This window comes from Citrobacter sp. CK202 (genome assembly GCF_030333225.1).
GTDB classification, from domain to species: domain Bacteria; phylum Pseudomonadota; class Gammaproteobacteria; order Enterobacterales; family Enterobacteriaceae; genus Citrobacter_B; species Citrobacter_B koseri.
Window position 1 is genome coordinate 319,505 of the sequence record NZ_JAOWGI010000028.1, and the last position, 25,589, is coordinate 345,093.

The 25,589-nt window shown below is 55.1% G+C and carries 22 protein-coding genes; 7 read left to right on the top strand and 15 right to left on the bottom strand.

The features are described from left to right. Positions 1–27: 27 nt before the first annotated feature. From OGX84_RS17605 to hemH, 5 genes are all read left to right on the top strand, one after another. Positions 28–357: a YbaB/EbfC family nucleoid-associated protein gene (locus tag OGX84_RS17605; protein WP_001515903.1), complete on the top strand. Its 330-nt coding sequence runs from the start codon at positions 28–30 to the stop codon at positions 355–357. Beyond that, complete coding sequence (gene recR, locus OGX84_RS17610) at positions 357–962, top strand: recombination mediator RecR (protein WP_012133502.1); 606 nt, start codon at positions 357–359, stop codon at positions 960–962. The genes OGX84_RS17605 and recR overlap by 1 nt, the downstream gene beginning before the upstream one ends. A 109-nt stretch (positions 963–1,071) precedes the next feature. Then, complete coding sequence (htpG, locus tag OGX84_RS17615; protein WP_012133501.1) at positions 1,072–2,946, top strand: molecular chaperone HtpG; 1,875 nt, start codon at positions 1,072–1,074, stop codon at positions 2,944–2,946. A 237-nt stretch (positions 2,947–3,183) separates the two neighbouring features. Continuing rightward, entirely contained in the window at positions 3,184–3,828 is a 645-nt protein-coding gene (adk, locus tag OGX84_RS17620; RefSeq protein ID WP_012133500.1) for an adenylate kinase, read from the top strand. A 176-nt stretch (positions 3,829–4,004) separates the two neighbouring features. Then, positions 4,005–4,967, top strand: a complete 963-nt coding sequence (gene hemH, locus OGX84_RS17625; RefSeq protein WP_047458399.1) for a ferrochelatase — start codon at positions 4,005–4,007, stop codon at positions 4,965–4,967. A gap of 2 nt (positions 4,968–4,969) precedes the next feature. Here the strand turns inward: hemH and aes are convergent, their stop codons facing one another. Continuing rightward, complete coding sequence (aes, locus tag OGX84_RS17630) at positions 4,970–5,929, bottom strand: acetyl esterase (protein ID WP_286458239.1); 960 nt, start codon at positions 5,927–5,929, stop codon at positions 4,970–4,972. A gap of 152 nt (positions 5,930–6,081) precedes the next feature. Here aes and gsk point away from each other — a divergent pair, with 152 nt between their 5' ends. Then, on the top strand, positions 6,082–7,386 hold the full coding sequence (gene gsk, locus OGX84_RS17635) for an inosine/guanosine kinase (protein ID WP_047458391.1): 1,305 nt from the start codon (positions 6,082–6,084) through the stop codon (positions 7,384–7,386). A gap of 90 nt (positions 7,387–7,476) precedes the next feature. Here the strand turns inward: gsk and ybaL are convergent, their stop codons facing one another. Next, positions 7,477–9,153 (bottom strand): YbaL family putative K(+) efflux transporter, encoded by a 1,677-nt coding sequence (gene ybaL, locus OGX84_RS17640; protein WP_047458388.1) that lies wholly within the window; start codon positions 9,151–9,153, stop codon positions 7,477–7,479. A gap of 279 nt (positions 9,154–9,432) precedes the next feature. Continuing rightward, positions 9,433–10,653, bottom strand: a complete 1,221-nt coding sequence (gene fsr / locus OGX84_RS17645; protein ID WP_012133495.1) for a fosmidomycin MFS transporter — start codon at positions 10,651–10,653, stop codon at positions 9,433–9,435. 174 nt (positions 10,654–10,827) lie between these two features. Here fsr and ushA point away from each other — a divergent pair, with 174 nt between their 5' ends. After that, positions 10,828–12,480, top strand: a complete 1,653-nt coding sequence (ushA, locus tag OGX84_RS17650) for a bifunctional UDP-sugar hydrolase/5'-nucleotidase UshA (protein WP_199971331.1) — start codon at positions 10,828–10,830, stop codon at positions 12,478–12,480. 81 nt (positions 12,481–12,561) lie between these two features. On the opposite strand, the gene ybaK is transcribed toward ushA, so the two are convergent. The 12 genes from ybaK to hutW all read right to left on the bottom strand — a co-directional run bounded on the left by ybaK (position 12,562) and on the right by hutW (position 25,578). Continuing rightward, complete coding sequence (ybaK, locus tag OGX84_RS17655; RefSeq protein ID WP_012133493.1) at positions 12,562–13,041, bottom strand: Cys-tRNA(Pro)/Cys-tRNA(Cys) deacylase YbaK; 480 nt, start codon at positions 13,039–13,041, stop codon at positions 12,562–12,564. A 200-nt stretch (positions 13,042–13,241) separates the two neighbouring features. Further along, on the bottom strand, positions 13,242–14,036 hold the full coding sequence (locus tag OGX84_RS17660; RefSeq protein WP_130028226.1) for a TraB/GumN family protein: 795 nt from the start codon (positions 14,034–14,036) through the stop codon (positions 13,242–13,244). Positions 14,037–14,191: 155 nt separating this feature from the next. Further along, on the bottom strand, positions 14,192–16,693 hold the full coding sequence (gene copA / locus OGX84_RS17665; protein ID WP_286458243.1) for a copper-exporting P-type ATPase CopA: 2,502 nt from the start codon (positions 16,691–16,693) through the stop codon (positions 14,192–14,194). A gap of 95 nt (positions 16,694–16,788) precedes the next feature. Next, a complete protein-coding gene (locus tag OGX84_RS17670; RefSeq protein ID WP_047458375.1) occupies positions 16,789–17,502 on the bottom strand; it encodes an MgtC/SapB family protein in 714 nt (237 codons plus the stop codon). A 64-nt stretch (positions 17,503–17,566) separates the two neighbouring features. Further along, a complete protein-coding gene (locus OGX84_RS17675; protein WP_412096178.1) occupies positions 17,567–18,550 on the bottom strand; it encodes a nucleoside hydrolase in 984 nt (327 codons plus the stop codon). A 10-nt stretch (positions 18,551–18,560) separates the two neighbouring features. Beyond that, a complete protein-coding gene (locus OGX84_RS17680; RefSeq protein ID WP_024130582.1) occupies positions 18,561–19,592 on the bottom strand; it encodes a LacI family DNA-binding transcriptional regulator in 1,032 nt (343 codons plus the stop codon). Between the two features lie 106 nt (positions 19,593–19,698). Then, a complete protein-coding gene (locus tag OGX84_RS17685; protein ID WP_024130581.1) occupies positions 19,699–21,093 on the bottom strand; it encodes an MFS transporter in 1,395 nt (464 codons plus the stop codon). Between the two features lie 207 nt (positions 21,094–21,300). Continuing rightward, positions 21,301–22,071, bottom strand: coding sequence for a heme ABC transporter ATP-binding protein (locus tag OGX84_RS17690; protein ID WP_012133486.1), 771 nt, complete (start codon positions 22,069–22,071; stop codon positions 21,301–21,303). Continuing rightward, positions 22,068–23,060 carry a FecCD family ABC transporter permease gene (locus tag OGX84_RS17695; protein ID WP_286458245.1) on the bottom strand — a complete coding sequence of 331 codons (993 nt, stop codon included), beginning with the start codon at positions 23,058–23,060 and terminating at the stop codon, positions 22,068–22,070. Before OGX84_RS17695 ends, OGX84_RS17690 begins: the two co-directional genes overlap by 4 nt. Before the next feature lie 50 nt (positions 23,061–23,110). Next, positions 23,111–23,734, bottom strand: coding sequence for an anaerobilin reductase (chuY, locus tag OGX84_RS17700; protein WP_286458246.1), 624 nt, complete (start codon positions 23,732–23,734; stop codon positions 23,111–23,113). Then, the gene (gene hutX, locus OGX84_RS17705) at positions 23,734–24,228 is read right to left on the bottom strand and encodes a heme utilization cystosolic carrier protein HutX (RefSeq protein WP_012133483.1); all 495 of its coding nucleotides are present in this window, start codon (positions 24,226–24,228) and stop codon (positions 23,734–23,736) included. The genes chuY and hutX overlap by 1 nt, the downstream gene beginning before the upstream one ends. A 12-nt stretch (positions 24,229–24,240) precedes the next feature. Continuing rightward, entirely contained in the window at positions 24,241–25,578 is a 1,338-nt protein-coding gene (gene hutW / locus OGX84_RS17710; protein ID WP_104868976.1) for a heme anaerobic degradation radical SAM methyltransferase ChuW/HutW, read from the bottom strand. Positions 25,579–25,589 lie beyond the last annotated feature (11 nt).

A 25,589-nucleotide genomic window follows, 5' to 3' on the forward strand; every position in this document is an offset into this window, starting at 1 on the left:
ATTGTAAACCATCAAGAGAGAGAGCTTATGTTTGGAAAAGGCGGTCTGGGCAACCTGATGAAGCAAGCCCAGCAGATGCAAGAAAAAATGCAGCAGATGCAGGAAGAAATCGCCAAACTGGAAGTCACCGGCGAGTCTGGCGCAGGTCTGGTGAAAGTGACCATTAACGGTGCGCACAACTGCCGTCGCGTGGAAATCGACCCAAGCCTGCTGGAAGACGATAAAGAGATGCTGGAAGATCTGGTCGCTGCGGCGTTCAACGATGCGGCGCGTCGCATTGAAGAGACCCAGAAAGAGAAGATGGCGTCTGTCTCCTCCGGTATGCAACTGCCGCCTGGCTTTAAGATGCCGTTCTGATGCAAACCAGCCCGCTGTTAACTCAGCTTATGGAAGCACTGCGCTGTCTGCCGGGCGTTGGCCCGAAGTCAGCGCAGCGCATGGCGTTTACGCTGCTTCAGCGTGACCGCAGCGGCGGGATGCGTCTGGCGCAAGCGCTCACCCGGGCGATGTCGGAAATCGGCCACTGTGCCGATTGCCGCACCTTCACTGAGCAGGACGTGTGCAATATCTGTTCGAATCCGCGTCGTCAGGAAAACGGTCAAATCTGCGTGGTGGAGAGTCCGGCGGACATCTACGCCATTGAGCAGACCGGGCAATTCTCTGGCCGCTACTTCGTGCTGATGGGGCATCTGTCGCCGCTCGACGGCATCGGGCCGGACGATATCGGTCTCGATCGTCTGGAGCAGCGTCTGGCGTCAGAACAGCTCAGCGAAGTGATCCTCGCGACCAACCCGACGGTCGAAGGGGAGGCTACCGCGAACTATATTGCCGAACTTTGTGCGCAATATGGCGTTGAAGCCAGCCGTATCGCCCACGGCGTACCGGTGGGCGGCGAACTGGAAATGGTCGACGGCACCACGCTGTCCCACTCGCTTGCCGGGCGTCATAAGATTCGTTTTTAATCAATCGGGAGAACATTCGCGTTCTCCCGCTTGAAAACTCATTTCCCGTCCCCATCTCTCCCTCAACGCATTTTGACCTTGTAAATGGCATTGTTGAGGTATTTATCCAATGAAAGGACAAGAAACTCGTGGTTTTCAGTCAGAAGTAAAACAGCTTCTGCACCTGATGATCCATTCTCTGTACTCCAATAAAGAAATTTTCCTGCGTGAGCTTATCTCTAACGCCTCAGATGCGGCGGACAAGCTGCGTTTTCGCGCGCTGTCGAACCCGGATCTGTATGAAGGCGACGGCGAGCTGCGCGTGCGTGTCTCCTTCGATAAAGATAAGCGTACGCTGACCATCGCCGATAATGGCGTGGGGATGAACCGTGATGACGTTATCGATCATCTGGGGACCATTGCGAAATCCGGCACTAAATCTTTCCTTGAATCCATGGGTTCCGATCAGGCGAAAGACAGCCAGTTGATCGGCCAGTTCGGGGTCGGCTTCTACTCTGCGTTTATCGTCGCGGATAAAGTGACCGTGCGTACCCGCGCGGCGGGCGATAAGCCGGAAAACGGCGTGTTCTGGGAATCGGCGGGCGAAGGTGAGTACACCGTTGCGGATATCACTAAAGACGATCGCGGTACGGAAATCACCCTGCACCTGCGTGAAGGCGAAGACGAGTTCCTTGATGACTGGCGCGTACGCTCCATCATCAGCAAATATTCCGACCATATCGCACTGCCGGTAGAGATTGAAAAACAGGAAGAAAAAGACGGTGAAACGATCGTCTCCTGGGAGAAAATCAACAAGGCGCAGGCGCTGTGGACGCGTAACAAGTCAGAAATCAAAGACGACGAGTACAACGAGTTCTACAAGCACATTGCTCACGACTTCACCGACCCGCTGACCTGGAGCCACAACCGCGTGGAAGGTAAGCAGGAGTACACCAGCCTGCTGTACATCCCGTCTCAGGCGCCGTGGGATATGTGGAACCGCGATCACAAACATGGGCTGAAACTGTACGTACAGCGCGTCTTTATCATGGACGACGCCGAGCAGTTTATGCCGAACTATCTGCGCTTCGTGCGTGGTCTGATTGATTCCAACGATCTGCCGCTGAACGTTTCCCGCGAAATCCTTCAGGACAGCACCGTTACCCGCAACCTGCGCAGCGCGTTGACCAAACGTGTTCTGCAAATGCTGGAAAAACTGGCGAAAGACGATGCGGAAAAATACCAGACCTTCTGGAAACAGTTTGGTCTGGTGCTGAAAGAAGGCCCGGCGGAAGATCATGCCAACCAGGAAGCCATCGCGAAACTGATGCGCTTTGCCTCAACGCATACGGACTCTTCCGCACAAACCGTCTCTCTGGAAGACTATATCTCCCGCATGAAAGAAGGGCAGGAGAAGATCTACTACATCACGGCAGACAGCTACGCGGCGGCGAAGAGCAGCCCGCACCTGGAGCTGCTGCGTAAGAAAGGCATCGAAGTGCTGCTGCTTTCCGATCGCATTGATGAGTGGATGATGAATTACCTGACCGAGTTCGACGGTAAGGCGTTCCAGTCCGTATCTAAAGTTGACGAATCGCTGGAAAAACTGGCGGATGAAGTCGATGAAAGCGCAAAAGAAGCGGAAAAAGCGCTGACGCCGTTCGTTGAGCGCGTGAAAACCCTGCTGGGCGATCGTGTGAAAGAGGTGCGTCTGACGCATCGTCTGACCGATACTCCGGCCATTGTCACCACCGACGCTGATGAGATGAGTACCCAGATGGCGAAGCTGTTTGCCGCTGCCGGTCAGGCCGTGCCGGAAGTGAAATACATCTTTGAACTCAACCCGGATCACGTACTGGTGAAACGCACGGCGGATACCCAGGACGAAGCGCAGTTTAACGAGTGGGTAGAGCTGCTGTTGGATCAGGCGCTGTTTGCCGAACGCGGTACGCTGGAAGATCCGAACCAGTTTATCCGTCGTATGAACCAGTTGCTGGTGTCTTAATCGGCACCGCGTCATGCCGGATGGCGCTAATGCTTATCGGGCCTACGAGCAGGTTGCTTATGTAGGCCCGATAAGCGCAGCGCCATCGGGCATTTTTTATTTTATCCTCTCTTTTTCTTCATTTTCCCGCCGTTAACCGTTTCAGCGCAGGGCGCCTTCCTTGAGCGAATTGCGTGATGGTGGTATCGTTTAGCGCTTTTTTAAAAAATATCGACAACCTTTAAGGGGATTTTCGTAATGCGTATCATTCTGCTTGGCGCTCCGGGCGCGGGTAAAGGAACTCAGGCTCAGTTCATCATGGAGAAATATGGTATTGTGCAAATCTCCACTGGCGACATGCTGCGTGCCGCCGTGAAATCTGGCTCCGAGCTGGGTAAACAAGCGAAAGACATCATGGACGCCGGCAAGCTGGTGACCGATGAGCTGGTGATTGCGCTGGTAAAAGAGCGTATCGCGCAGGACGATTGCCGCAACGGTTTCCTGCTGGACGGCTTCCCGCGTACAATCCCGCAGGCTGACGCCATGAAAGAAGCGGGCATTGCGGTTGACTATGTTCTCGAATTCGACGTACCGGACGAGCTGATCGTTGACCGCATCGTGGGCCGTCGCGTGCACGCGGCGTCTGGCCGTGTTTATCACATCAAATTCAATCCGCCGAAAGTGGAAGGCAAGGACGATGTGACCGGCGAAGAGCTGACCACCCGTAAAGACGATCAGGAAGAGACCGTTCGTAAGCGTCTGGTGGAATACCATCAGATGACTGCGCCGCTGATTGGTTATTACCAGAAAGAAGCGGAAGCGGGTAACACTAAATACGCAAAAGTGGACGGTACTCAGGCCGTTGCCGATGTGCGTGCCGACCTTGAAAAAATCCTCGGTTAATCCGTAAATTGCCCGATGGCGCTACGCTTATCGGGCCTACGGCCTACGATTTTCTTGTAGGCCTGATAAGCGTAGCGCCATCAGGCAAATTCTCATCTTACCTCTCACAGCAATTAGTTCTTCTTCCTCGCTTTTCCGCTACAATTATCAACAATTTGAATCAATAAGAGGCGGTAATGCGTCAGACGAAAACCGGTATCCTGCTGGCTAACCTCGGCACTCCCGATGCCCCAACTCCTGAAGCGGTTAAACGCTATCTGAAGCAATTTTTAAGCGATGAGCGCGTGGTGGATACTTCCCGCCTGCTGTGGTGGCCGCTTTTGCGTGGTGTAATTTTGCCGCTGCGCGCGCCGCGTGTCGCAAAACTGTACCAGTCTATCTGGCAGGAAGGCGGATCGCCGTTGCTGGTTTACAGCAGGGAGCAACAGCAGGCGCTGGCAGAGCGTCTCCCGGATACGCCCGTTGCGCTGGGGATGAGCTACGGTTCGCCGTCGCTGGAAAGCGCGGTCGATGAACTGCTGGCGAACCACGTCGATCACATCGTGGTGCTGCCGCTCTACCCACAATACTCCTGTTCGACGGTGGCGGCCGTCTGGGACGAACTGGCGCGTATTCTGGCGCGTAAACGCAGTATTCCAGGCGTCTCGTTTATTCGTGACTACGCTGATGACAATAGCTATATCACCGCCCTGGCAAATAGCGCCCGTGCCTCGTTTGCCCAACATGGCGAGCCGGACTTGCTGCTGCTCTCGTATCACGGCATCCCGCAGCGTTACGCTGATGAAGGCGACGACTACCCGCAACGCTGTCGCGATACTACCCGTGAACTGGTCTCCGCGCTTGGTCTGGCGCCAGAAAAAGTGATGATGACCTTCCAGTCGCGCTTTGGCCGCGAGCCGTGGCTGACGCCGTATACTGACGAAACGCTGAAAATGCTGGGCGAAAAAGGCACCGGGCATATTCAGGTGATGTGTCCGGGTTTTGCGGCGGATTGTCTGGAAACGCTGGAGGAGATCGCGTTGCAAAACCGGGAAATCTTCCTTGAGGCGGGCGGTAAAAAATACGAATACATTCCGGCGCTCAATGCTGCGCCGGAACACATCGATATGATGCTGAAGCTGACCGCGCCGTACCTCTGAGGCTATTTTAACTGCGCCATAAAGAAACTCGCGCCATCCTGTAGCGCATCGTCCGCGGTTTTCATCATGCGTGAATAGTGCAGGAAGGCGTGCAGCGTGCCGGGGTACATCCGGTACTCACAGGGCTGATTATGCGCCTGGAGCGTCTGGTGCAGCAGACGGCTGTCATCAAGTAACGGATCGAACTCCGCGCCGGCAATAAAGCAGGGCGGCACATTGCGGGTCAGATCGTTATTGAACAGGCAATACCAGGGGGATTCGCGATCCTGCTCGTCACGCAGATAGGCGTTTTCATACCTCTCCAGATCCTGACGGGTTAAGCCGTCCCATTCTCCGCCAAACAAACGGCGACTGGGCGAATCCTGTAACCCGTAGAGACCATACCACAGCAGCGTGGCGACCACGCTCCCGCATACAATCTGCTTATCGCGCAGCCACAGCGCGCTGGCGAGCGCCAGCATAGCGCCTGCGGAATCCCCGGCAAAACCGATTTGCGCCATGTTCAATGCGTATTCATCGGCGCGTTGATGAAAGAACCGACATGCCGCGACGGTCTCCTCAATCGCCTGTGGGAAACGCGCCTCGGGAGAGAGCGTATAGTCGATGCCGACGACCGTACACCGCGTATAGCTCGCCAGCAGCCGCATAATGCGGTCGTGGGTATCCAGATTGCCGAGAATAAATCCGCCGCCGTGCAGATAAAACAGCGTTGCCCTGCTGTTGTGCTGTGGATAATACAGACGCGTGGCGACCTCGCCGTAGGATGTGGGAACCGCCGCCGCCCGCGTTGTCATCTGCGGCGCTCCGGCGTTCCAGAACCGGCGCTCGCGGGTGTAGTGCTGGCGCTGCGCCGCAATGTCATCCGCAGGCCACGGCGGCAGCTCCGCCTGATGAACGTTGATGACGGCCCTCATCTGCGCAGAAATAAGATCGAGAACGGGAATTTTGTTTTCTGGCTTCATAACGCGCTCCTTGTGAAATGCCTCCATTGTAGAAAGCGATCGCCAATAAACTGCGATCTCACCGTCCGATATTGAAACTCCGCGCCTCGTCGCGCGGGCAGGGGGGAATGTGCTACCATGCACCGCTCAGTTATCCACCTGTAAACACAATCATGAAATTTCCCGGTAAACGTAAATCCAAACACTATTTCCCCGTTAATGCCCGTGACCCGCTGTTGCAACAAATTCAGGCTGAAAATGAAACCAGCGCGTCATGGGTGGTTGGTATCGATCAGACGCTGGTGGATATTGAAGCGAAAGTCGATGATGACTTTGTGAAACGTTATGGATTGAGCGCCGGGCATTCTCTGGTGATTGAGGATGATGTCGCAGAAGCGTTGTATCAGGAGCTGGTGCGTGAAAACCTGATCACCCACCAGTTTGCCGGTGGCACCATTGGTAACACCATGCACAACTACTCGGTGCTGGCGGACGATCGCTCCGTTCTGCTGGGCGTGATGTGCAGCAACATTGAGATTGGCAGCTACGCCTATCGCTATTTATGTAACACATCGAGCCGTACCGACCTCAACCACCTGCAAGGGGTTGATGGCCCCATTGGCCGCTGCTTTACGCTGATTGGCGAATCCGGCGAGCGTACCTTCGCCATCAGTCCCGGCCACATGAACCAGCTTCGGGCGGAGAGCATCCCGGAATCGGTGATTGCGGGCGCATCTGCGCTGGTGCTGACCTCCTATCTGGTGCGCTGTAAACCGGGCGAGCCGATGCCGGAAGCGACCATGAAAGCCATTGAGTACGCGAAAAAGCATAATGTGCCGGTGGTGCTGACCCTGGGGACGAAGTTTGTTATCGCCGATAATCCGCAGTGGTGGCAGGCGTTCCTCAAAGAGCATGTCTCCATTCTGGCGATGAATGAAGAAGAGGCGGAAGCGTTAACCGGCGAGAACGATCCGCTGCTGGCGTCTGATAAGGCGCTGGACTGGGTGGATCTGGTGCTGTGTACCGCCGGGCCGATTGGGTTGTATATGGCGGGCTTTACCGAAGATGAAGCGAAACGCAAAACCCAGCACCCGCTGCTGCCGGGGGCGATTGCCGAGTTTAATCAGTATGAGTTCAGCCGTGCGATGCGGCATAAAGATTGTCTCCATCCGCTGCGGGTCTACTCGCACATCGCCCCGTACATGGGCGGGCCGGAAAAAATCATGAACACCAATGGCGCGGGAGACGGCGCGCTGGCGGCGCTGTTACATGATATTACCGCCAATAATTATCACCGCACCAATGTGCCTAACTCCAGCAAGCATAAATTCACCTGGCTGACCTATTCGTCTTTGGCGCAGGTGTGTAAGTATGCGAACCGTGTGAGTTATCAGGTATTGAACCAGCATTCCCCGCGGTTGACGCGCGGTCTGCCGGAACGGGAAGACAGCCTCGAAGAGTCTTACTGGGATCGATGAGTTATTGCCCGATGGCGCTGCGCTTATCGGGCCTACAAGAAAATCGTAGGCCGGATAAGGTGATTACACCGCCATCCGGCATCACACCGTTTAACCCGTCACCACTTCGCCTGCGGGCGGGGTTTCCAGCAGCTCCAGCATGGTGCGGGCAATTTCACGCTCGCCCATCACCACCTGATTCGCTCCGCGCTCGGTGATGTATTCCACCTCATCGTCATAATGCGCGCGCGCGATAATCTCAATATGCGGGCATTTCTCGCGGGCGGAGGCCACGATTTCACCGGCCTCGTAACCGTTCGGAATGGTCAGCAACAGCCAGCGAGCGCAGTCCAGATGCGCCAGGTTCATGATCTCTTCGTTAGCGGCATTCCCCAGTACGGCGCGAATACCGCGTTCACGCAGCTCATCCACGCGGGTACGTGAGGTTTCAATGACCACCAGCGGAATGCCTGCCGCCATCAGTTTTTCGCCCAGCAGACTACCGACGCGGCCAAAACCGACCAGCAGCGCGTGGTTGCAGATATCCACCGGAATCTGTTTCTCTTCTTCGATCGCTTCTTCCAGCGTCTGCTCTTCCAGCGTTTCCGTTTTGGCGAGGTATTTCTCTAACAGCGCAAACAGCACCGGGTTGAGCATAATCGACAGAATCGCGCCCGCCAGCACCAGGTTCTGCCCTGCCTGCGGCAGCAGATCCAACGCCATGCCCAGACCTGCCAGAATAAAGGCAAATTCACCAATCTGCGCCAGGCTGGCGGCGATGGTCAGCGCGGTGCGCGGCGAGTGCCCGAACAGGCGAACCAGGAAGAAAGCGGCAACCGATTTACCAAAGATAATAATGGCCAGCGTAGCCAGTACCGCCATCGGCTGTTGAATCAGGATTAACGGGTCAAACAGCATCCCGACGGAGACAAAGAACAGGACCGCAAAGGCGTCGCGAAGCGGCAGCGTATCGTGCGCGGCGCGGTGGCTCAATTCTGATTCGTTTAACACCATCCCGGCAAAGAAAGCACCCAGCGCAAAGGAGACATCAAACAGCTCGACGGCGCCAAAGGCGATGCCCAGCGCCAGCGCCAGTACGGAAAGGGTAAACAGTTCACGGGAGCCGGTGGCGGCGCTGCGCGCCATAATCCACGGCACCAGACGGCGCCCAACCAGCATCATAATGGCGATAAACGCCACCACTTTACCGATGGTGATGCCCATATCAACTGCCAGCGACGCGAAGCCGACATCGCCTTTTTCCAGCATTCCCGCCACGGCGGGCAGAAGAACCAGCGTCAGAACCATCACCAGATCTTCCACAATCAGCCAGCCGATGGCGATTTGCCCGCGCTGACTGTCAATAAGCTGTCTCTCTTCAAGCGCGCGCAGCAGCACCACGGTACTGGCGGTTGAAAGACATAACCCGAAGACGATACCGGTCATGAGCGACCAGCCCAACACCGCTGAAAGCGCCATACCCAGCAACGTCGCCACGGCTATCTGGGCGACCGCGCCGGGAATGGCGATGGCCTTTACCGCCATCAGATCCTTCAATGAAAAGTGCAACCCGACGCCGAACATCAGCAGGATTACGCCAAGCTCCGCCAGTTCAGGCGCAAGTTTGGTATCCGCGACAAAACCCGGAGTAAATGGCCCCGCAAGAACGCCCGCTAACAGATATCCCACCAGAGGAGAAATACGCAGTTTATTGGCAAGCATGCCGAGTATAAAAGCGAGCACGAGGCCGCCAACAATGGTGGTAATAAGCGGGGTGGCGTGATGCATTCCGTCTCCTTTGGTCGTTATGTTGATCCATTTTTGGTCGCCCTGGCGTCATCGCTCGCACAGCCTCACAAACGATGGCGCCAGAGAAACCAAAATTCCAGGTAATAGTTTATGACAATTTCGATGTTTATGTTTATGAATAATTGTTGAAATTTGATGAAAAGTGGAATTTAGAATAAAAAAGGCACGGATTGGAAAACTGGCGGGGTGTCTGTGAGCTAAAGGCTTACGGTGACTGGAAGAGAGTGCGACCAAAGTTTACCTTTGGCCGCAGGAAAATCAGGCTTTATGTCGGTTGTCAGGCAAGAATATGGTCAGTATCCCCAGAAGTGGCAGGAAAGCACATATTTTGTAGACCAAATCAATACTGGTGTGGTCGGCGAGCAGGCCTAATACCGCAGCGCCAAGGCCTCCCATACCGAACGCGAAACCGAAAAAGAGCCCAGAAACCATACCGATACGCCCCGGAAGCAGTTCCTGCGCATACACCAGGATGGCAGAAAAGGCCGATGCGAGGATAAAACCAATTATCACGGTTAAAATCCCCGTCCAGTGCAGGGTTGCATAGGGTAAAACGAGAGTAAACGGCGCTACACCCAGAATTGAGCCCCAAATAACATATTTTCGGCCTATTTTATCACCCAGAGGCCCGCCGATTACCGTTCCAGCCGCAACGGCAAACAGGAAGGCAAACAGATGAAACTGTGCGTTTTGTACCGATAATCCGAATTTTTGCATCAGATAAAAGGTGTAATAGCTGCTGATGCTCGCCATATAGAAGTATTTGGAGAAAATCAGGACTAACAGCACGCTGACGGCAAGTATCACTTTATTGCGCGGCAGCGGATTGACGATGGTCGCCTTCGGTTTTCCTTTACTTATCCGGTGTTGCGCGGCATACCAGCGGCTGATCTGCGCCAGCACAATAATGGCCAGCAACGCGGCTAATACAAACCAGGCCACATTACCTTTGCCATATGGCGCGATGATGACAGCAGCCAGTAGCGGCCCCAGTGAGCTGCCGAAGTTGCCGCCAACCTGGAAGATGGATTGCGCCAGCCCGTGGCGCCCGCCGGAGGCCATACGCGCCACGCGGGAAGATTCTGGATGAAACACCGAAGAACCGGTGCCGACCAGCGCCGCCGCCAGCAGCACGGCGCCAAAACTGCCCGCCAGCGCCAGCAGTACCAGACCGCTCAGCGTAAAGCACATCCCAATGGGGAGCGACCACGGCATGGGATATTTATCCGTCCAGTATCCGACGACCGGCTGGAGCAGAGAGGAGGCGAGCTGGAAGGTCAGGGTAATCATCCCTATCTGCATAAAGGTCAGGGAAAACTCTGATTGCAGCAGCGGGTAAATCGCTAAAATTAGCGACTGGATCATATCGTTCAACAAATGAGACAGGCTGATCGCGCCTAAGATGCCAAACGAGGTGCGTGCTTTAGTCGCCGCAGCAGAGGCGCCCGCTAACGGCTGGGTTGGTTCACTCATTGCCATAGAATGTCACTTCTGTTTTGTTTGCGATGTTGGGGATAATCGAATTTGTAATTATTACTCAACTAACATACCTGTGGACGGTGTTTGAAGGAAGTCTCAATTCTGAAAACATTTTCGACTATTATTTCAGATCATTGTAATTTCAGCGGTTGATATTGAGTCAGGGAGAGAAGCATGAAATTTTTGAAACGGGGTGTGGCGCTGGCATTGTTTGCCGCGTTTACGCTGGCAAGCCAGCCTGTTCAGGCTTATGAAAAAGATAAAACCTATAAAATCACCATTCTGCATACTAACGATCACCACGGCCATTTCTGGCGCAGCGAATACGGCGAGTACGGTTTATCGGCGCAAAAAACGCTGGTGGACGGCATTCGCAAAGAGGTTGCGGCTGAAGGCGGCAGCGTGCTGCTGCTTTCCGGCGGCGACATTAACACTGGCGTACCGGAGTCCGACTTGCAGGACGCGGAACCTGACTTTCGTGGTATGAACCTGATTGGCTACGATGCGATGGCCGTCGGTAATCATGAGTTTGATAATCCGCTCAGCGTGCTGCGTCAGCAGGAAAAGTGGGCCAAATTCCCCTTCCTCTCCGCCAATATCTACCAAAAGAGTACCGGAGAACGCCTGTTCAAGCCCTGGGCTATTTTTAAACGCCAGGATCTGAAAATCGCCGTCCTCGGATTGACGACGGACGACACGGCGAAGATCGGTAACCCGGAATTCTTCACCGATATCGAGTTCCGTAAACCGGCCGAAGAGGCGAAGGTGGTGATTCAGGAACTGCAAGTGAATGAAAAGCCGGACATCATTATCGCTACTACCCACATGGGGCACTATGACAACGGCGATCACGGTTCGAACGCGCCGGGCGATGTTGAAATGGCGCGTAGTCTGCCAAAAGGCTCGCTGGCGATGATTGTGGGTGGTCACTCACAGGACCCGGTGTGCATGGCGTCCGAAAACAAAAAGCAGGTTGATTATGTGCCGGGTACGCCTTGCGCGCCGGATAAGCAGAACGGCATCTGGATTGTGCAGGCGCATGAGTGGGGGAAATACGTTGGCCGCGCGGACTTTGAGTTCCGTAACGGCGAGATGAAAATGGTCAACTATCAGCTCATTCCGGTAAACCTGAAGAAGAAAGTCACCTGGGATAACGGGAAAAGTGAGCGCGTACTTTACACCCCGGAAATTTCAGAAAATCAGCAAATGCTCTCGCTTCTGACGCCATTCCAGAACAAAGGTAAAGCGCAGCTGGACGTGAAGATTGGCAGCGTCAATGGTCGTCTTGAAGGGGATCGCAACAAAGTTCGCTTTGTGCAGACTAATATGGGCCATCTGATTCTGGCCGCGCAAATCGCGCGCACCAGCGCCGATTTCGGCGTGATGAGCGGTGGGGGGATTCGCGACTCGATTGAAGGCGGCAACATTACTTATAAAAGCGTGCTCAAGGTGCAGCCGTTTGGCAACGTAGTGGTCTATGTCGACATGAGCGGTAAAGAGGTAATTGATTACCTGACCGCCGTCGCGCAGATGAAGCCGGATTCCGGGGCGTATCCGCAGTTTGCGAACGTCAGTTTTGTGGCGAAAGACGGCAAACTTCATGACCTGAAAATTAAAGACGAGCCTGTTGACCCGGCGAAAACCTACCGGATGGCGACGCTGAGCTTCAATGCGACGGGCGGCGACGGGTATCCGCAAATTGATAATAAACCGGGATACGTGAATACCGGTTTTATTGATGCGGAAGTGCTGAAAGAGTACGTGCAGAAGAACTCACCGCTGGATGCCAGCGCGTATGAGCCGAAGGGCGAAGTAAGCTGGCAGTAACAGGGCGTAGTGCCGGTACGGGTCAATGCGGTTTGTAGGCCTGATAAGCGTAGCGCCATCAGGCAATCATTCTAAAATCGCTTAATCCCGGCGAGCGATATCGGCGAATTTCGCATCCAGAATTTTGGCTAAATCGCCCGCCGCCAGCTCGATGTCCAGCCCGCGTTTGCCGCCGGAAACATAAATGGTGGCGAACGTTTGGGCCGGTGCGTCAATCAGCGTCGGCAGCCGTTTTTTCTGCCCCAGCGGGCTGATGCCGCCGACCAGATAACCTGTCGTCCGTTGGGCGACCATCGGATCGGCCATATCGACCTTTTTAGCTCCCAGCGCTTTCGCTACTTTTTTCAGATCCAGCTGTCCGGCAACGGGCGTTACCGCGACCGCCAGGTGCTTCATATCGCCGTTTACGGCAACCAGCAGCGTCTTGTAAACCTGATCAGGATTCAGGCCTAATTTGCGCACCACTTCATCGCCAAAATTGGTTTCTGACGGATCGTGATCATAGGCGTGGATCTGAAAAGTAATGTTGTTTTTTTCGAGTAATTTTACGGCGGGTGTCATAGCAATTATTCCTGGCCCAGACAAAATACCCTTAAAGCATACGCCTGATGGTGGTCTAAAAAATAGTACCATCTTGCGCAATAGTATTGGCAGGATGGTGACTTTGAGCGACAATCGACATAACTAGGGCGCTACGTCCTGGCATAATAATAACGATGAAATTCCTCTTTGACGGGCCAATAGAAATATTGGCCATTTTTTTAACGCATTAGCGCAGGCAAATTGCCTTCCCCGTAAAGATGAAGCGCGCCGACCGCCACGACGTACCGACCCGGCGGCATGGCATGCAGACGTTCCCGCCAGGCGACATTTCGCTGATGCATCAGCACATCATACAGCGACTGACTGAAAGTATTCGGCAACGAAATAGCATTATTCTGCGGGGGCGATTTCAGCCACCAGCTCATCATCTGTTGCAGCAGTCTGGCGTTGGTATGCCAGTGCGTCAGGGTATCATCCAGTAGCGCCAGTCCGTTATCAGGGAGCTGGCACAGCAGATCGATCTGGCTGGAAGCGCCTTCCAGTTCGATGATCGGTTTTTGCGCCTGTTTTGCCGTTTTCAGCAACTGGTAATCAATACCGTATTCCGGTCGCAGCCCCAGTTGTTGCGCCTGAGTCGCCTGCAATATCATGGCGATTTGCCATAACGGCTGGGTCGAAAAGAGAGAAGGGGAAATGCCCAGTTCATGGGTGATTTTATGCAGGCGCTGACGTAACTCGTCGCTAATTCGCTGATCCAGGTCGGCAAAGGCAGGCAGGTCGGTAAAAGGCGAATCGTTGCCTGAAACATCGGCTTCAACAATCAGCGCGTCCGCCTGCCTGAGCTTTTTAAGCAGTTTTGCCGGAAGGGGGGCCATATCGCGCGTTCCCATGTGAATACTGCCCACAAGATGAAAACAGCGATCGCCGGGTAACATGATGTCGATGGCAGGCCAGGTATAATGGTTGCCGCGCAGTGCAGCCCATAACGCTTTTACCCGGTATAACAGATCCATACGCCCTCCCTTAGTGGAAAACCATGCTAGCGTGTGGCTCTGGAAGGTGCAATGCGTGAAATGCCGGATGGTGACGCAAAAGCGTCTTATCCGGCCTACGATGAGAGTGCTGCGTAGGCCGGATAAGCATTAGTGCTACCCGGCGATAAGGCACCTTACTCTTTTGGTTTAAAGCGCAACAACCGGTTGGCGTTGCTCACCACGGTAATTGAGGAAAGCGCCATTGCCGCGCCTGCCACAACCGGGTTAAGCAGCGTGCCGGTGAACGGCCACAGAATCCCGGCGGCAACGGGGATGCCGATGCTGTTATAGATAAACGCGCCGAGCAGGTTCTGCTTCATGTTTCGCAGGGTCGCCCGTGAGATGGCCAGCGCGTCAGCTACGCCCATCAGGCTATGGCGCATCAGGGTTATCGCCGCAGTTTCAATCGCCACGTCGCTGCCGCCGCCCATCGCGATGCCGACATCCGCCTGCGCCAGCGCCGGTGCGTCGTTGATGCCATCACCGACCATTGCGACCTGACGTCCCTGACTTTGCAGACGCTTAATCGCATCGGCTTTACCGTCCGGCAGCACGCCCGCGATCACCTCATCAATCCCGGCTTCTTTGGCAATAGCGTTGGCGGTGGTCGGGTTATCCCCGGTTAACATCACCAGACGATACCCGGCGCGGTGCAGGCGCTGAAGCGCTGCGACGCTGTCGTTACGCAGCGGATCGCGGATCGCCAGCAGCGCCGCGGCTTTTCCGTCAATCGCCAGCAATACGGGCGTTGCCCCCTGAGAAGCCTGTGCTGAAATTTCAGCGTCCATTGCGGTCGTGACAACCTGTTGTTCATTCAGCAGCGCCTGATTGCCTAACAGCAACGTATGCCCGTCCGCTTCGCCGCTAACGCCTAAGCCACGTAACGTCCGAAAGTTATTCACCTGAGGCAGGGCGGCGTCGGCGGCTTTTTCCAGGATAGCGTGCGCCAGCGGGTGGCTGGAGCCTTGTTCCAGCGCGGCCGCCAGACGTAAGGCGCTCGCCTCATCGGTATCGCCAAATGTCCTGATGGCGACGACCTGCGGTTTACCTTCCGTCAGCGTACCGGTTTTATCAAATATCACGGTGTCCAGCGTGCTGGCGCGTTGCAGCGCGTCGGCGTCGCGTACCAGGACGCCAAATTCAGCGGCGCGTCCGACGCCCGAGATAATCGACATCGGTGTCGCCAGACCCAGCGCACACGGACAGGCGATAATCAGGACGGTGGTGGCGATCACCAGCGTGTAAACAATTTGCGGCGCTGGCCCAAAGACATACCAGATACCTGCGCTCACCAGGGCAATCACCACCACGACTGGCACGAACACCGAGGAGATTTTATCGGCAAGCTGACCGATTTCCGGTTTGCTGCTCTGTGCCTGGCGCACCATGCGAATAATGCGCGACAGGGTGGTATGGCTGCCGACTGCGCTTGCGCGAAACAGCACGCTGCCGTCCTGCACCACGGTTCCGGCGTGAACGCTGTCGCCTTCGCCTTTCTGTTGCGGGATCGGTTCGCCAGTGAGCATCGCTTCATCCAGCCAGGCTTCACCCTGAGTGATTTCACCGTCTACCGGTACACGGTCGCCGGTGGTCAGACGCAGCAACATGCCCGGCTGTACATCCGCCAGAGGTACGCTTTTTTCACCGTCATCAGTGACCACGCGCGCCGTCGGCGGGGTTAAGTCGAGCAATTTTTCCAGCGCTTTAGAAGAGCGCTGACGCGCGCGGGCTTCCAGCATGTGTCCGAGGTTGATCAGACCGATGATCATCGCACTGGCTTCATAATAGAGATGGCGCGCTTCCATCGGGAACCACTGCGGCCACAGGTTGACGCTCATCGAGTACAGCCAGGCCACCCCGGTGCCGAGCGCCACCAGCGTATCCATCGTGGCGGTGCCGTTCATCAGGCTTTTCCATGCGCTGCGGTAGAAGTGTCCGCCCGCAAAAACCATCACGGCAAGGGTCGCCAGGCCGATTGCCAGCCACAGGCTGCGGTTATCGGCGGTGACCATCATGTTGTCGCCGAGCATCCCCCAGACCATCACCGGCACGCCGACCAGCAGCGCGACAATCGCCTGCCAGCGGAAGCGTTTCATGGTAGCGAGTGCGGTTTCCTGCTGGCGTTCGCGGCGTTTAACGTCATCTTCGATCGCTTCTGCGCCGTAGCCTGCTTTCTCTACCGCCTGCACTAAATCTGCGGCGGACGCGCTGCCCATTACCAGCGCAGTGCGTTCCGCCAGGTTTACCCGTGCCTGTGTGACGCCCGGTACGCTTTGCAGCGCGTTTTGCACCCGGGAAACACAGCTGGCGCAGCTCATGCCGCTTAACAGCAGCTGTTGGCTTTCATCATCGGCCGTCGCTGCCGGAAGCTCAGGGGGAACCGCTGTCAGTGCTTCCGACGGGATTGATGACTCCGCCAGCGGTTTAGCCTTTGGGTGGCTTAACTCCGCGCCGTAACCGGCTTGTTTAATGGTTTCAATAAGCGCTTCGGCGCTGGCGCTGCCGGTAACGTGCGCTTCGGTTACCGTGACGTCTGCCTGTTCAACGTCAGGACGTTGTTCAAGACTTTCTTTCACGCGTTTGACGCAGTGACCACAGGACAGACCGTCCAGGGTCAGGTCGATAGTTTGAGACATAACACACTCCTTTATGACAGGATTAACTGACTGTGATAAAGGGTAAACCTTCCATCAAGGGGAAGGTCAAGAAGTTTGTTTTATACTCGTGTTTTTCAGTGTTCCAGCGCGATAGCGCAGACGTGTTCGAGCGTAGAAAGGTTGCTGTACAGTTCGGGCAAGGTTATTTTTTTTCTGATCACAACCTTAAGGTTGACCTCTATTTTTCCCTTTTTTACATCGCGGATAGTAATGGTCTCAATAATGCTTTTTTGCTGATTAATACTTTCTACCAGCGTTTGTAGCCCTGATTTTTCGTCAAGAATAATGCGGATTTTTACTTTGCCGGGGAGCTGGTTTTTTGTTTGTAAAAAGATCACAAAATAACTGAGCTTTATAGCCAGCAGAAATAACCCTGTGGCAAGCAGGGCATGAAGATAAAAACCGGCTCCGCTGGTAATTCCTATGCCAGCAGAAGCCCAGACGATGGCTGCGGTTGTTAGCCCGGATATCGCATCATCATGGCGATGGAGGATAACCCCGGCACCGAGAAAACCCACGCCACTGATGATTTGTGCGGCCAGGCGCATAGGATCGCTACGGATATTCATTGAAATCTCAGCGTAATACTCCGCAGATTGAATCGAAACAATGGTCAGGGCACAACTGGCTACTGAAATAATCACACATGTTTTAAACCCGACAGGCTTTCCCTTTGATTCTCTTTCAAGCCCGATGATTCCTCCCAGGAAAAAAGCGACGCAAATTTTGCATAATGTAATTAAAATTGGTTCTCCTTCACCAGAGAGGATGAGTGCTAACGTATTCATTTTTCCCCCAGAAAAACATAACCTTACACACTGCGCGAATACCTTCTTTTTCTGTGCAGCATCGCTATGCGCCGTAGCGATGGATGTAGTGTTCAATCAGCGAAAGAAGTTGATGGTTATCGATAGTCTGTAGAATTTTTATCATCGCGCCTTTGGGCTCGGGTATTCCCACGTCCAGGCGTAATGTGTCACGTCCATAACGACAGGTCATACCACGAGTAAGGCCTTCAAGCGAGACGTCCAGAAAGTCTTCTGTCGTTGCGGCGAGCGAGGGATCAAGCAACCAGGCGATCGTCAGAACATCGTGGATCCAGCAGCCAGGCAGATTGCGGGTCTGCATAGAGTAGGTGATCCACGGGCGAATGGTTTTCTCCAGATAGCGACCAAGAACGTTTTCTGCCGCAGCCAGACGATCCAAATCGGTATGAAGCATTTGGGTTTTTGTCGTGACATCCATCGGAACCAATGTGACCGGCGCACCGCTGGTGAGTACGGCATGAGCTGCTTCTGGATCAAGGCCAAAATTAGTGTCTTTCAGATAGCCAGGAACATTGAATACTCCGCCCATGATCACGATATTCTTCACCGCATGAACGAGCTGCGGATAGAGCTGTAGAGCAATGGCGACGTTGGTGAGTGGGCCTGTTGCGACCAACGTTATCTCACCGGGGTTATTGCATATCAGCTCACCTATCGCCTCAGGCGCAAGAGGCTTCGTGGCCTGGTATGTCTGCGGTACGGGGACGTCAGCCCAGAGTTGGCGTAAGCCATATTGGTCTACACCATGATCAAGCTTTTCCCGCCAGGGCTGCGGATCTTCTCTGAGCGCGCGTGCGGCGCCACGGTAGACAGAAACGGGTACACCTAATTGTTGGACGAAATCTTTGGCTACTGCATATCCGATTTCTACCGGTGTATTACCAGCCACAGTTGTGATCATCTCCAGAGAGATTTGCGGCGCGGCAATGGCGAGTGCCAGCGCGAGGCCGTCATCGATATTGGCGCCGGGAATGCCATTACCCGGATCGCAGTCGATAATCACGCGCATAGATTTATTTTTATCTGGTTTCAGGTTGTACTTCATGTCCCTGGCAGCCACACGACTCTCCCACTCGTAAAAAAAACTCAAATTCAACGCGGCGAACTTCTCCATCCCAGTTTTTCAACATATCAATTGCCGCACGAGCCATTTTATCGACAGGCTGTCGGACGGCGGTCAGGGAAGGTACGTTGTAAGCCGATTCTTGTGTTGCGTTAAAGCAGACCAGCGCCACATCCTGTGGAACGCGTAATCCTTGTTCTGCCAGAGCGCGTAAACAGCCAAGCGCCTGCTGTTCATTGGTTGCGAACAGCGCGCGCGGCGGTTTACCTTGCAACATGCGTTTTGTCGCCTCGTAACCTCCGGCGCGGGTATAGTTAGTCGAAAAGATCCAGGAGGGGTTGATAATTAGCGATGACTCTTCCAGCGCTAGCTGCCATCCCCGGATACGATCCTGGGTGTTCAACATTTCACGCGGACCACAAATAATGCCAATATCGCGGTAACCGTGATCAATCAGATGCTTCGTCACCTGCCAGGCCGCCAGTTGTTCATCTACCTGAATAACACTGACATTCAACCCAGGGTCCACGCGATCCAGCATGACGCAGGGGGTTCCGCTCTCCTGAATCAGCTCAATATAGGGATGCCGGTCAACACTGGTATAGATAAGCCCGTCGACCTGACGGTGTAGCATATTGTTGATCAGTTCACGCTCACGTCCGCTGTTGTCGCCCGCATCGCCCAGCAGGAGCACTTTCCCATCAGAAAATGCTTCACGTTGCAGGGCATGCGCCATTGAGGCGATAAACGGGTTAGAGATGTCTGGCGCAATGAGTCCATAGGTTTGCGTGCTGCCTGAAGCCAGGGCGCGCGCTATACCATTAGGTCGATAACCGGTTTTTTTTATGGCCTGCAATACGCGCTGTCGGGTCGCTTCGGCGACGGGGCGCGGACCGTTATTAATAACGTAACTGACAACAGCGACAGATGTTCCCGCTTCTTTTGCTACATCAGAACGTGTTACGCGTTGTGAATGTGATTGGGTCACAAGGCACCTACCTGATTGAGTTCAGAGTGATCTTTTTTCCAGACAGCATAAGGCGTTATGACCCAAAAATCTTTGGTAAAGAACGCGCTCCTCACGTTCTCTGGCCTCAAATTGCATCCTCGGGCAAGTTGAGATCCCGCCCACGAGTCTCTGGCGCGAAGAAAGTCGTCACCAGCCCAATTGCGGCCATCAGGGTGAAATAGACGGCGATAGGCCACCAGTGTCCGTAAAATGAGAGCAGCGCCGAGGCGACAAGTGGCGCCGTACCGCCAGACATAATGGACCCCAGCTCTTTTGCGAAAGCCATTTTAGTATAACGGTTGGTCACACCGAAAAGCTCAACGCCCCATGCAGCCTGAACACCGAAAATGCCCAGCGAAGCTAGCCCCATTCCGGTAATGATCGTCGGGATAACAATCCACGGTTCACGAGAATCCAGCAGCATGAATGCCGGAAATGCGTACAGAATCAGTAGCAGACAGAACCAACGGTAAGTGATACGTCTGCCAAACCGGTCAGAAAGCCAACCCGCCAGCGGAATAATGGCAAATCCCAGAATAGAGGCGATAAATACCGCAACAGTGGGGACAGATTTATCAACCATCAGCACTTTGGCAACATAGCCAATGATGAATCCCTGGGCCAGATAGGAGGGGCCATTTTCGCCGATGCGTAATCCGACCATGGTCCAGAATGCTCTGGTGCGTTGCCAGAAGCTACGGGTGTCATACTGTTGCATCTCCTGACCCTGGCGAAGCGCGTTCTCTCGCTCGGCTTGCAGGAGTGCTTTTTGACGCTCAAAGACGGGCGTTTCACGCATATGGCGGCGAATAAACAGTGCTGCGGCGGCGATGAGGAAGCTGCAAAGAAAAGGGATGCGCCATCCCCAGCTTAGCAAGGCGTCTTTATCCATTTGCAGTACGATGAGCCAGACTAAAGAAGCCAGCAATGTTCCGCTATTTGAGCCCAGAGCGATAATCGAGGAGACCAGTCCGCGATGCTTAACTGGGGCATATTCACCGAGCATGACGGTGCCGCCTGAAAGCTCTGCCCCGGCGCCCAGCCCCTGGGAAAATCGTAAGATGACCAGGCATACCGGCGCCCAAACGCCAATCTGGGCGTAGCTGGGAATTAAACCGATCAACATGGTCGACATGCCCATTAACCCGATAGTGATAACCATGACAGTCTTCCGTCCATGACGGTCGCCTATCCAGCCGAACAACAGCGCGCCGATGGGGCGTGCTATAAACCCGACGGAATAGGCGGCGAAGCTGGAAAGTAGCGCCATAACTGGTGTGGCTTCAGGAAAAAAGACGTCGCCAAAGATAATGCCTGCGGCGAGGCCATACAGCGCAAAATCGGCATATTCCATTGTCGTGCCTAACCAGCAGGAAAATGTCGCTCGCCAGAATTCGCGGCGCCCCTCGGGGGTTTCCAGTCGTTCCTGAGCTGCCTGTTGGCCGTCCGTCAGGGGAACAGAGGATGAATGCGTGTTCATAAGAACTCCTTGAAGTTAGCTGTCGACATAAGTCGCAGGTTTATACTCTTCACGTTCTACTCGCGTAGATATTATATTTTTACCGCAGATTAATAAATCTACCCGCGTAGAATGACCAGTTGAAAGAGTCAGAATTGAGAAAGCGATCACTTATAACAGGCAATTGTTACAGAAAATGGAGCATCAGCATTCGATGCTCCGCAAGTTTTACCGATCGAGGACGATCAGCGGTGAGAGATTTGATGGATCGTTTAAAACCGTGATATCCGCGCCGTAAAGCGTTTTCAGCGCCTGTTGTTTCAGCACCTCCTGCGGTCTGCCGTTATCAATAAGGCGGCCGTTTGCCATCAGCACCACCCGGTCGGCATAGCGTGCGGCAAGATTGAGATCGTGCAGCACGCAGCAGACGTTGAACTGCCGTTCACGCACCAGTTGGCGCAGCAGACGGAAAAGATGCTGCTGGTGGTGAATATCCAGCGCGGAGGTGGGTTCATCCAGAAACAGCCATTTGGGCGAGGGCTCGGGTTCCCAGAGCTGAACCAGCAGGCGCGCCAGCTGTACCCGCTGCTGTTCGCCGCCCGACAACTGCCGGTAATCACGCGAGGCCAGCTGGCTGCAATCGCACAACGCCATGATGTGCTCGGTTTCATCGCGTGGATTATGCGTCCGATGAGGATGCCTGCCCATGCGAATGACTTCCCGAACGCTGAACGGGAACGCCATGTGGCTGTTCTGGCGCATTACCGCGCGGGTCTTCGCCAGTTCCGTCAGCGGCCATTCGGTCAGCGGCTTGCCCAGAAGCGTACAGCGACCAGAGTCGGGTTTCAGATACCCGGTAAGCTGGCGCAGCAGCGTGGATTTCCCGGCGCCATTCGGCCCTAAAATAGCGACGATTTCACCACCAGGCAGAGTCAGCGAAACATTGTCCGTTAAACGGCGTCCATGAATGCTGTAAACCAGATTTTGGGCATCAATCATACCACCCTCCGGCTGTTCAGAATGAGCCACAGGAACCAGGGGCCGCCAATCAGGCTGGTCAGAAGGCCGACCGGCATCTCCGCAGGCTGTACGAGCGTGCGTGCCAGCGTGTCGGCAACCAGGAGCAAACATGCCCCTGCAAGTGTAGAGCAGGGAATGAGCCAGCGATGGTCTGCGCCGATGATCATGCGAATTAAATGGGGAACCACCAGACCGATAAAGCCAATCACGCCGCTTACCGAAACGGCAGCGCCCACCAGCAGGGAGCTGAGCAACAACAGCTGCTGACGTTTACGCTTTACGTTTACCCCCAGATAGTGCGCCTCTTCATCCCCTAATTGCAGCAGGTTCAGCGTCCCGGAAAGACAGGCGGTGGCGGCGATGGCGGGCAGCGCGAACGAACTGGCCACCAGTAGCGTCGGCCACTGCGACTGGCCGAGGCTGCCCATCATCCATAGCGTCAACTGGCGTAATTGCTGTTCGTCGCCAACATAGCTCAGTATGCCGATAGCCGCCCCGCACAGCGCATTAATCGCAATCCCGGCCAGCAGCAGTTGCATCATGCCGCCGTGAGCGTGGCGCAGGCTGATCAGAAAAATAACCGCGCAGACCACCACGCTGCCAGCGACGGCAAAGATCATCTGTTCATAGAGCGCCAGAACGACGGGCAACGAAAGAGGGAAAACGATCGCGACGCCGACCATTAACGCAGAGCCGCTGCTGACGCCAAGTAACCCCGGATCGGCCATCGGGTTGCGAAAAAGTCCCTGCATGATCACGCCCGCCGTCGCCAGCGCGCCGCCAACCAGCACGGCTAACAGAACGCGGGGCAAACGGATGTTCAGCCAGATATCCCGGTACTCTTGGTTAAACAGCGCGCTGAAGCTGATGTTCAGCGCCCCCTGGCTGGCGCCGAACAGCACCAGTGCGATCAGCAAGAGTGAAAGCCCCGTCAATACACTGAGGGAAGAGAGTGAATCCTTGAACACTCGAATCTCCATAACGTCATTGCGGCGCGGATGTCCGCGCCGCGAGGGGATCACACCGGCTTTAGTTCAGGCTCAACCAGACTGTAGATCTGATTGTTAAGCGCAGGCGCGCAGGCCAGTTCATGAATATGGGCGGCGACATCCGCACGCATCACAAACCCGTGGCACTCCTGTCCCTGGTAGCGCTGCGCTTTACCTGTCGCATCGCCATTCAGTAAACCGCCTGGCCGCAGGATGGCATAATCCAGCTGACTGGTTTGCAGCCAACTTTCCGCCAGCGTTTTTTCCCGCACGGCCTGGCCGAATGCGGCTTTCGCGCGAGGGGATAAAAATGCCCAACTGTCGCCGCATCCCAGCGACGTCACCAGAATCATGCGTTTGATGCCCACTTTTTCCGCTTCATCAATAACGGTTCTGTGCGCCAGATAATCCTGGTTTCCCCCCATTGATGAAATGACAAGCGCCTCCGGCCCTGCGGCATGGCAGGCGCAGGACACGACGCTTGAGTCGCAGGCATCGCCAATAAATACCTGAACGCCTTTGCTTTGCAAAAGGGCCGCAGTTTCCGGGTGACGAATCACGGCAACGACCGGGCGCTGTTGCGCCAGCGCGAGTTCAAGCGTTCTGGCACCCACGCCCGTACCGCCGGCACCGAAAAGTAACCACGGCGTCATCAGGCGTTTTCCTTCAGAGAGGAGGCCAGGGTGCGGAAGGCGTCAACCTGTTCGCCCAGTAGCTGACGATGCTCGTCGCGACCGAGGAAGACTTTAAACATGGCGCTGCCCGCCTGGTTGAGGAACAGAATAGACGCAGTGTCCATGCCCATAAACTTGCGTTCCACTAAGGCGATGTGCGTGCAGTTTTCCGCTTTGATATGGCCGGTCATGCCTTTTTTACCGCGCAGATTGAAATAACCGTGACGATGGAAGCCGGAGGGCAGTTCACCGGTAAATTCGAGAATGACATCGGCGGTGTGCACCAGGGTTGTGACTTTGCCCCATTCGCTGACGGTGTCCCAGACGGTATCGAATTTATCGCCGCTGACCAGAGTATGAGAGGGCAGGTTTTTGACTACGTCTAAAAGCGTGGTGTTGTACTGTGCGGCGATCGCTTCCAGCGTTCCGTCCGGCTCAGTGCGCAAAAAATCCTGTAAAGAGACATGGCTCATAAGTTACTCCTTTTATGGTTTATCTACCGCGATGCGCGGTGCGTTAAGTTCCTGAATCAGCTCGTCAAGAGACTGCAAAATATTGCTTGCCCAGAAGCGTCCTTCGTTGGTCAGACGCAGGCAGGTTGACGCATCGCGGGTCAGCCCCGCGTTGTGCCATTGGGTCAGTAACGGAATCAGTTGCTCCGCGTGAGGCGTCAGCTCATCAAGCGGTACGCGCGCCGTTTCAATCCCCGCCTGTAACGTATGGCGCCACTGAAAGCCGCGTTCGGCGGTACGCATCATCATCATTAACGGCTTTTTCCCGGCGGCGATAGTTTCATGCCAGGTGGAAAGGTTTCTCTCCACCATCCAGGAGTAGCCGTTGACTGAACCGCCTGCGCCGGAGCCGAAGGCGAGGCAGTCAGCGCCTTGCTTGATCAGCAGGTTGTACAGGTTGCGTTCTCGGGTGGTACGCGCCCAGTGGCTGTTGCTGATGCAGCGCCAGCCCGCGCTCTCCATAAAATCGCAGCCCTGAAGGTAGAGGTCGCGACGCGCTGAGGGGGAAGGAACGCTCGTCCGGCCACTTTCAACCGCTTTACCGAGCGGCGTATTGGGAAGCAAATTCAGCGCATACAGATCGATCCCATCCAGCCCGATATCGCGGGCTATCGCCAGATCTTCGCCCCACAGGGTGGCATCCTGACCGGGCAGGCCGAACAGCAGATCGCACACCACGGCGGCGCGATCCCGCCGCACCAGGCCGTTCATAAAGGCGATGGCGGTTGGGCCGTCCGAGGTGCGCGCCATTTTCTTGCGGATCTTGCTGTTGAAAGACTGAATGCCGATAGAAAACCGATTGGCGCCCGCATCAAGACAGGCATCAACGCGGGCATCATCAAAGTTGAGCACCCGACCTTCGATAGTGATTTCGCAATCCGGCGCCAGCGGCAGTTTTTCACGCAGCGTGGTGATGATCCTGGCCAGATCCCTGGCCGACAGCGCAGACGGCGTTCCACCGCCGAAATACACCGCATGAATGGGCGCTGACTGGTGCAGCGTGCTGTCGGCTTCCATCTCTATTTCACGTAGCAGGGCGTCGGTATAGCGTGCGCAGTGATCCTCTTCAAAGCGGTTCTGATAAAAACCGCAGAAAGTACAGTGGGTTGCGCAAAAAGGGATATGTAAATACACCAGTCTTTTGCGCGGTGGAACGGTCTGGCTGATGACGTTCTGCCAGGTTTGCGACAATTGCTCTTTTGCAACAGGAATCGCACCACGCCACGGCATCGTGGCCCGACGATCCTTAAAGGGCTGGTTCCCCTCCAGCGCGAAATGTGGAGTGAGATCCAGCGTGTGTTGAGTATTCATAATTGTAATGC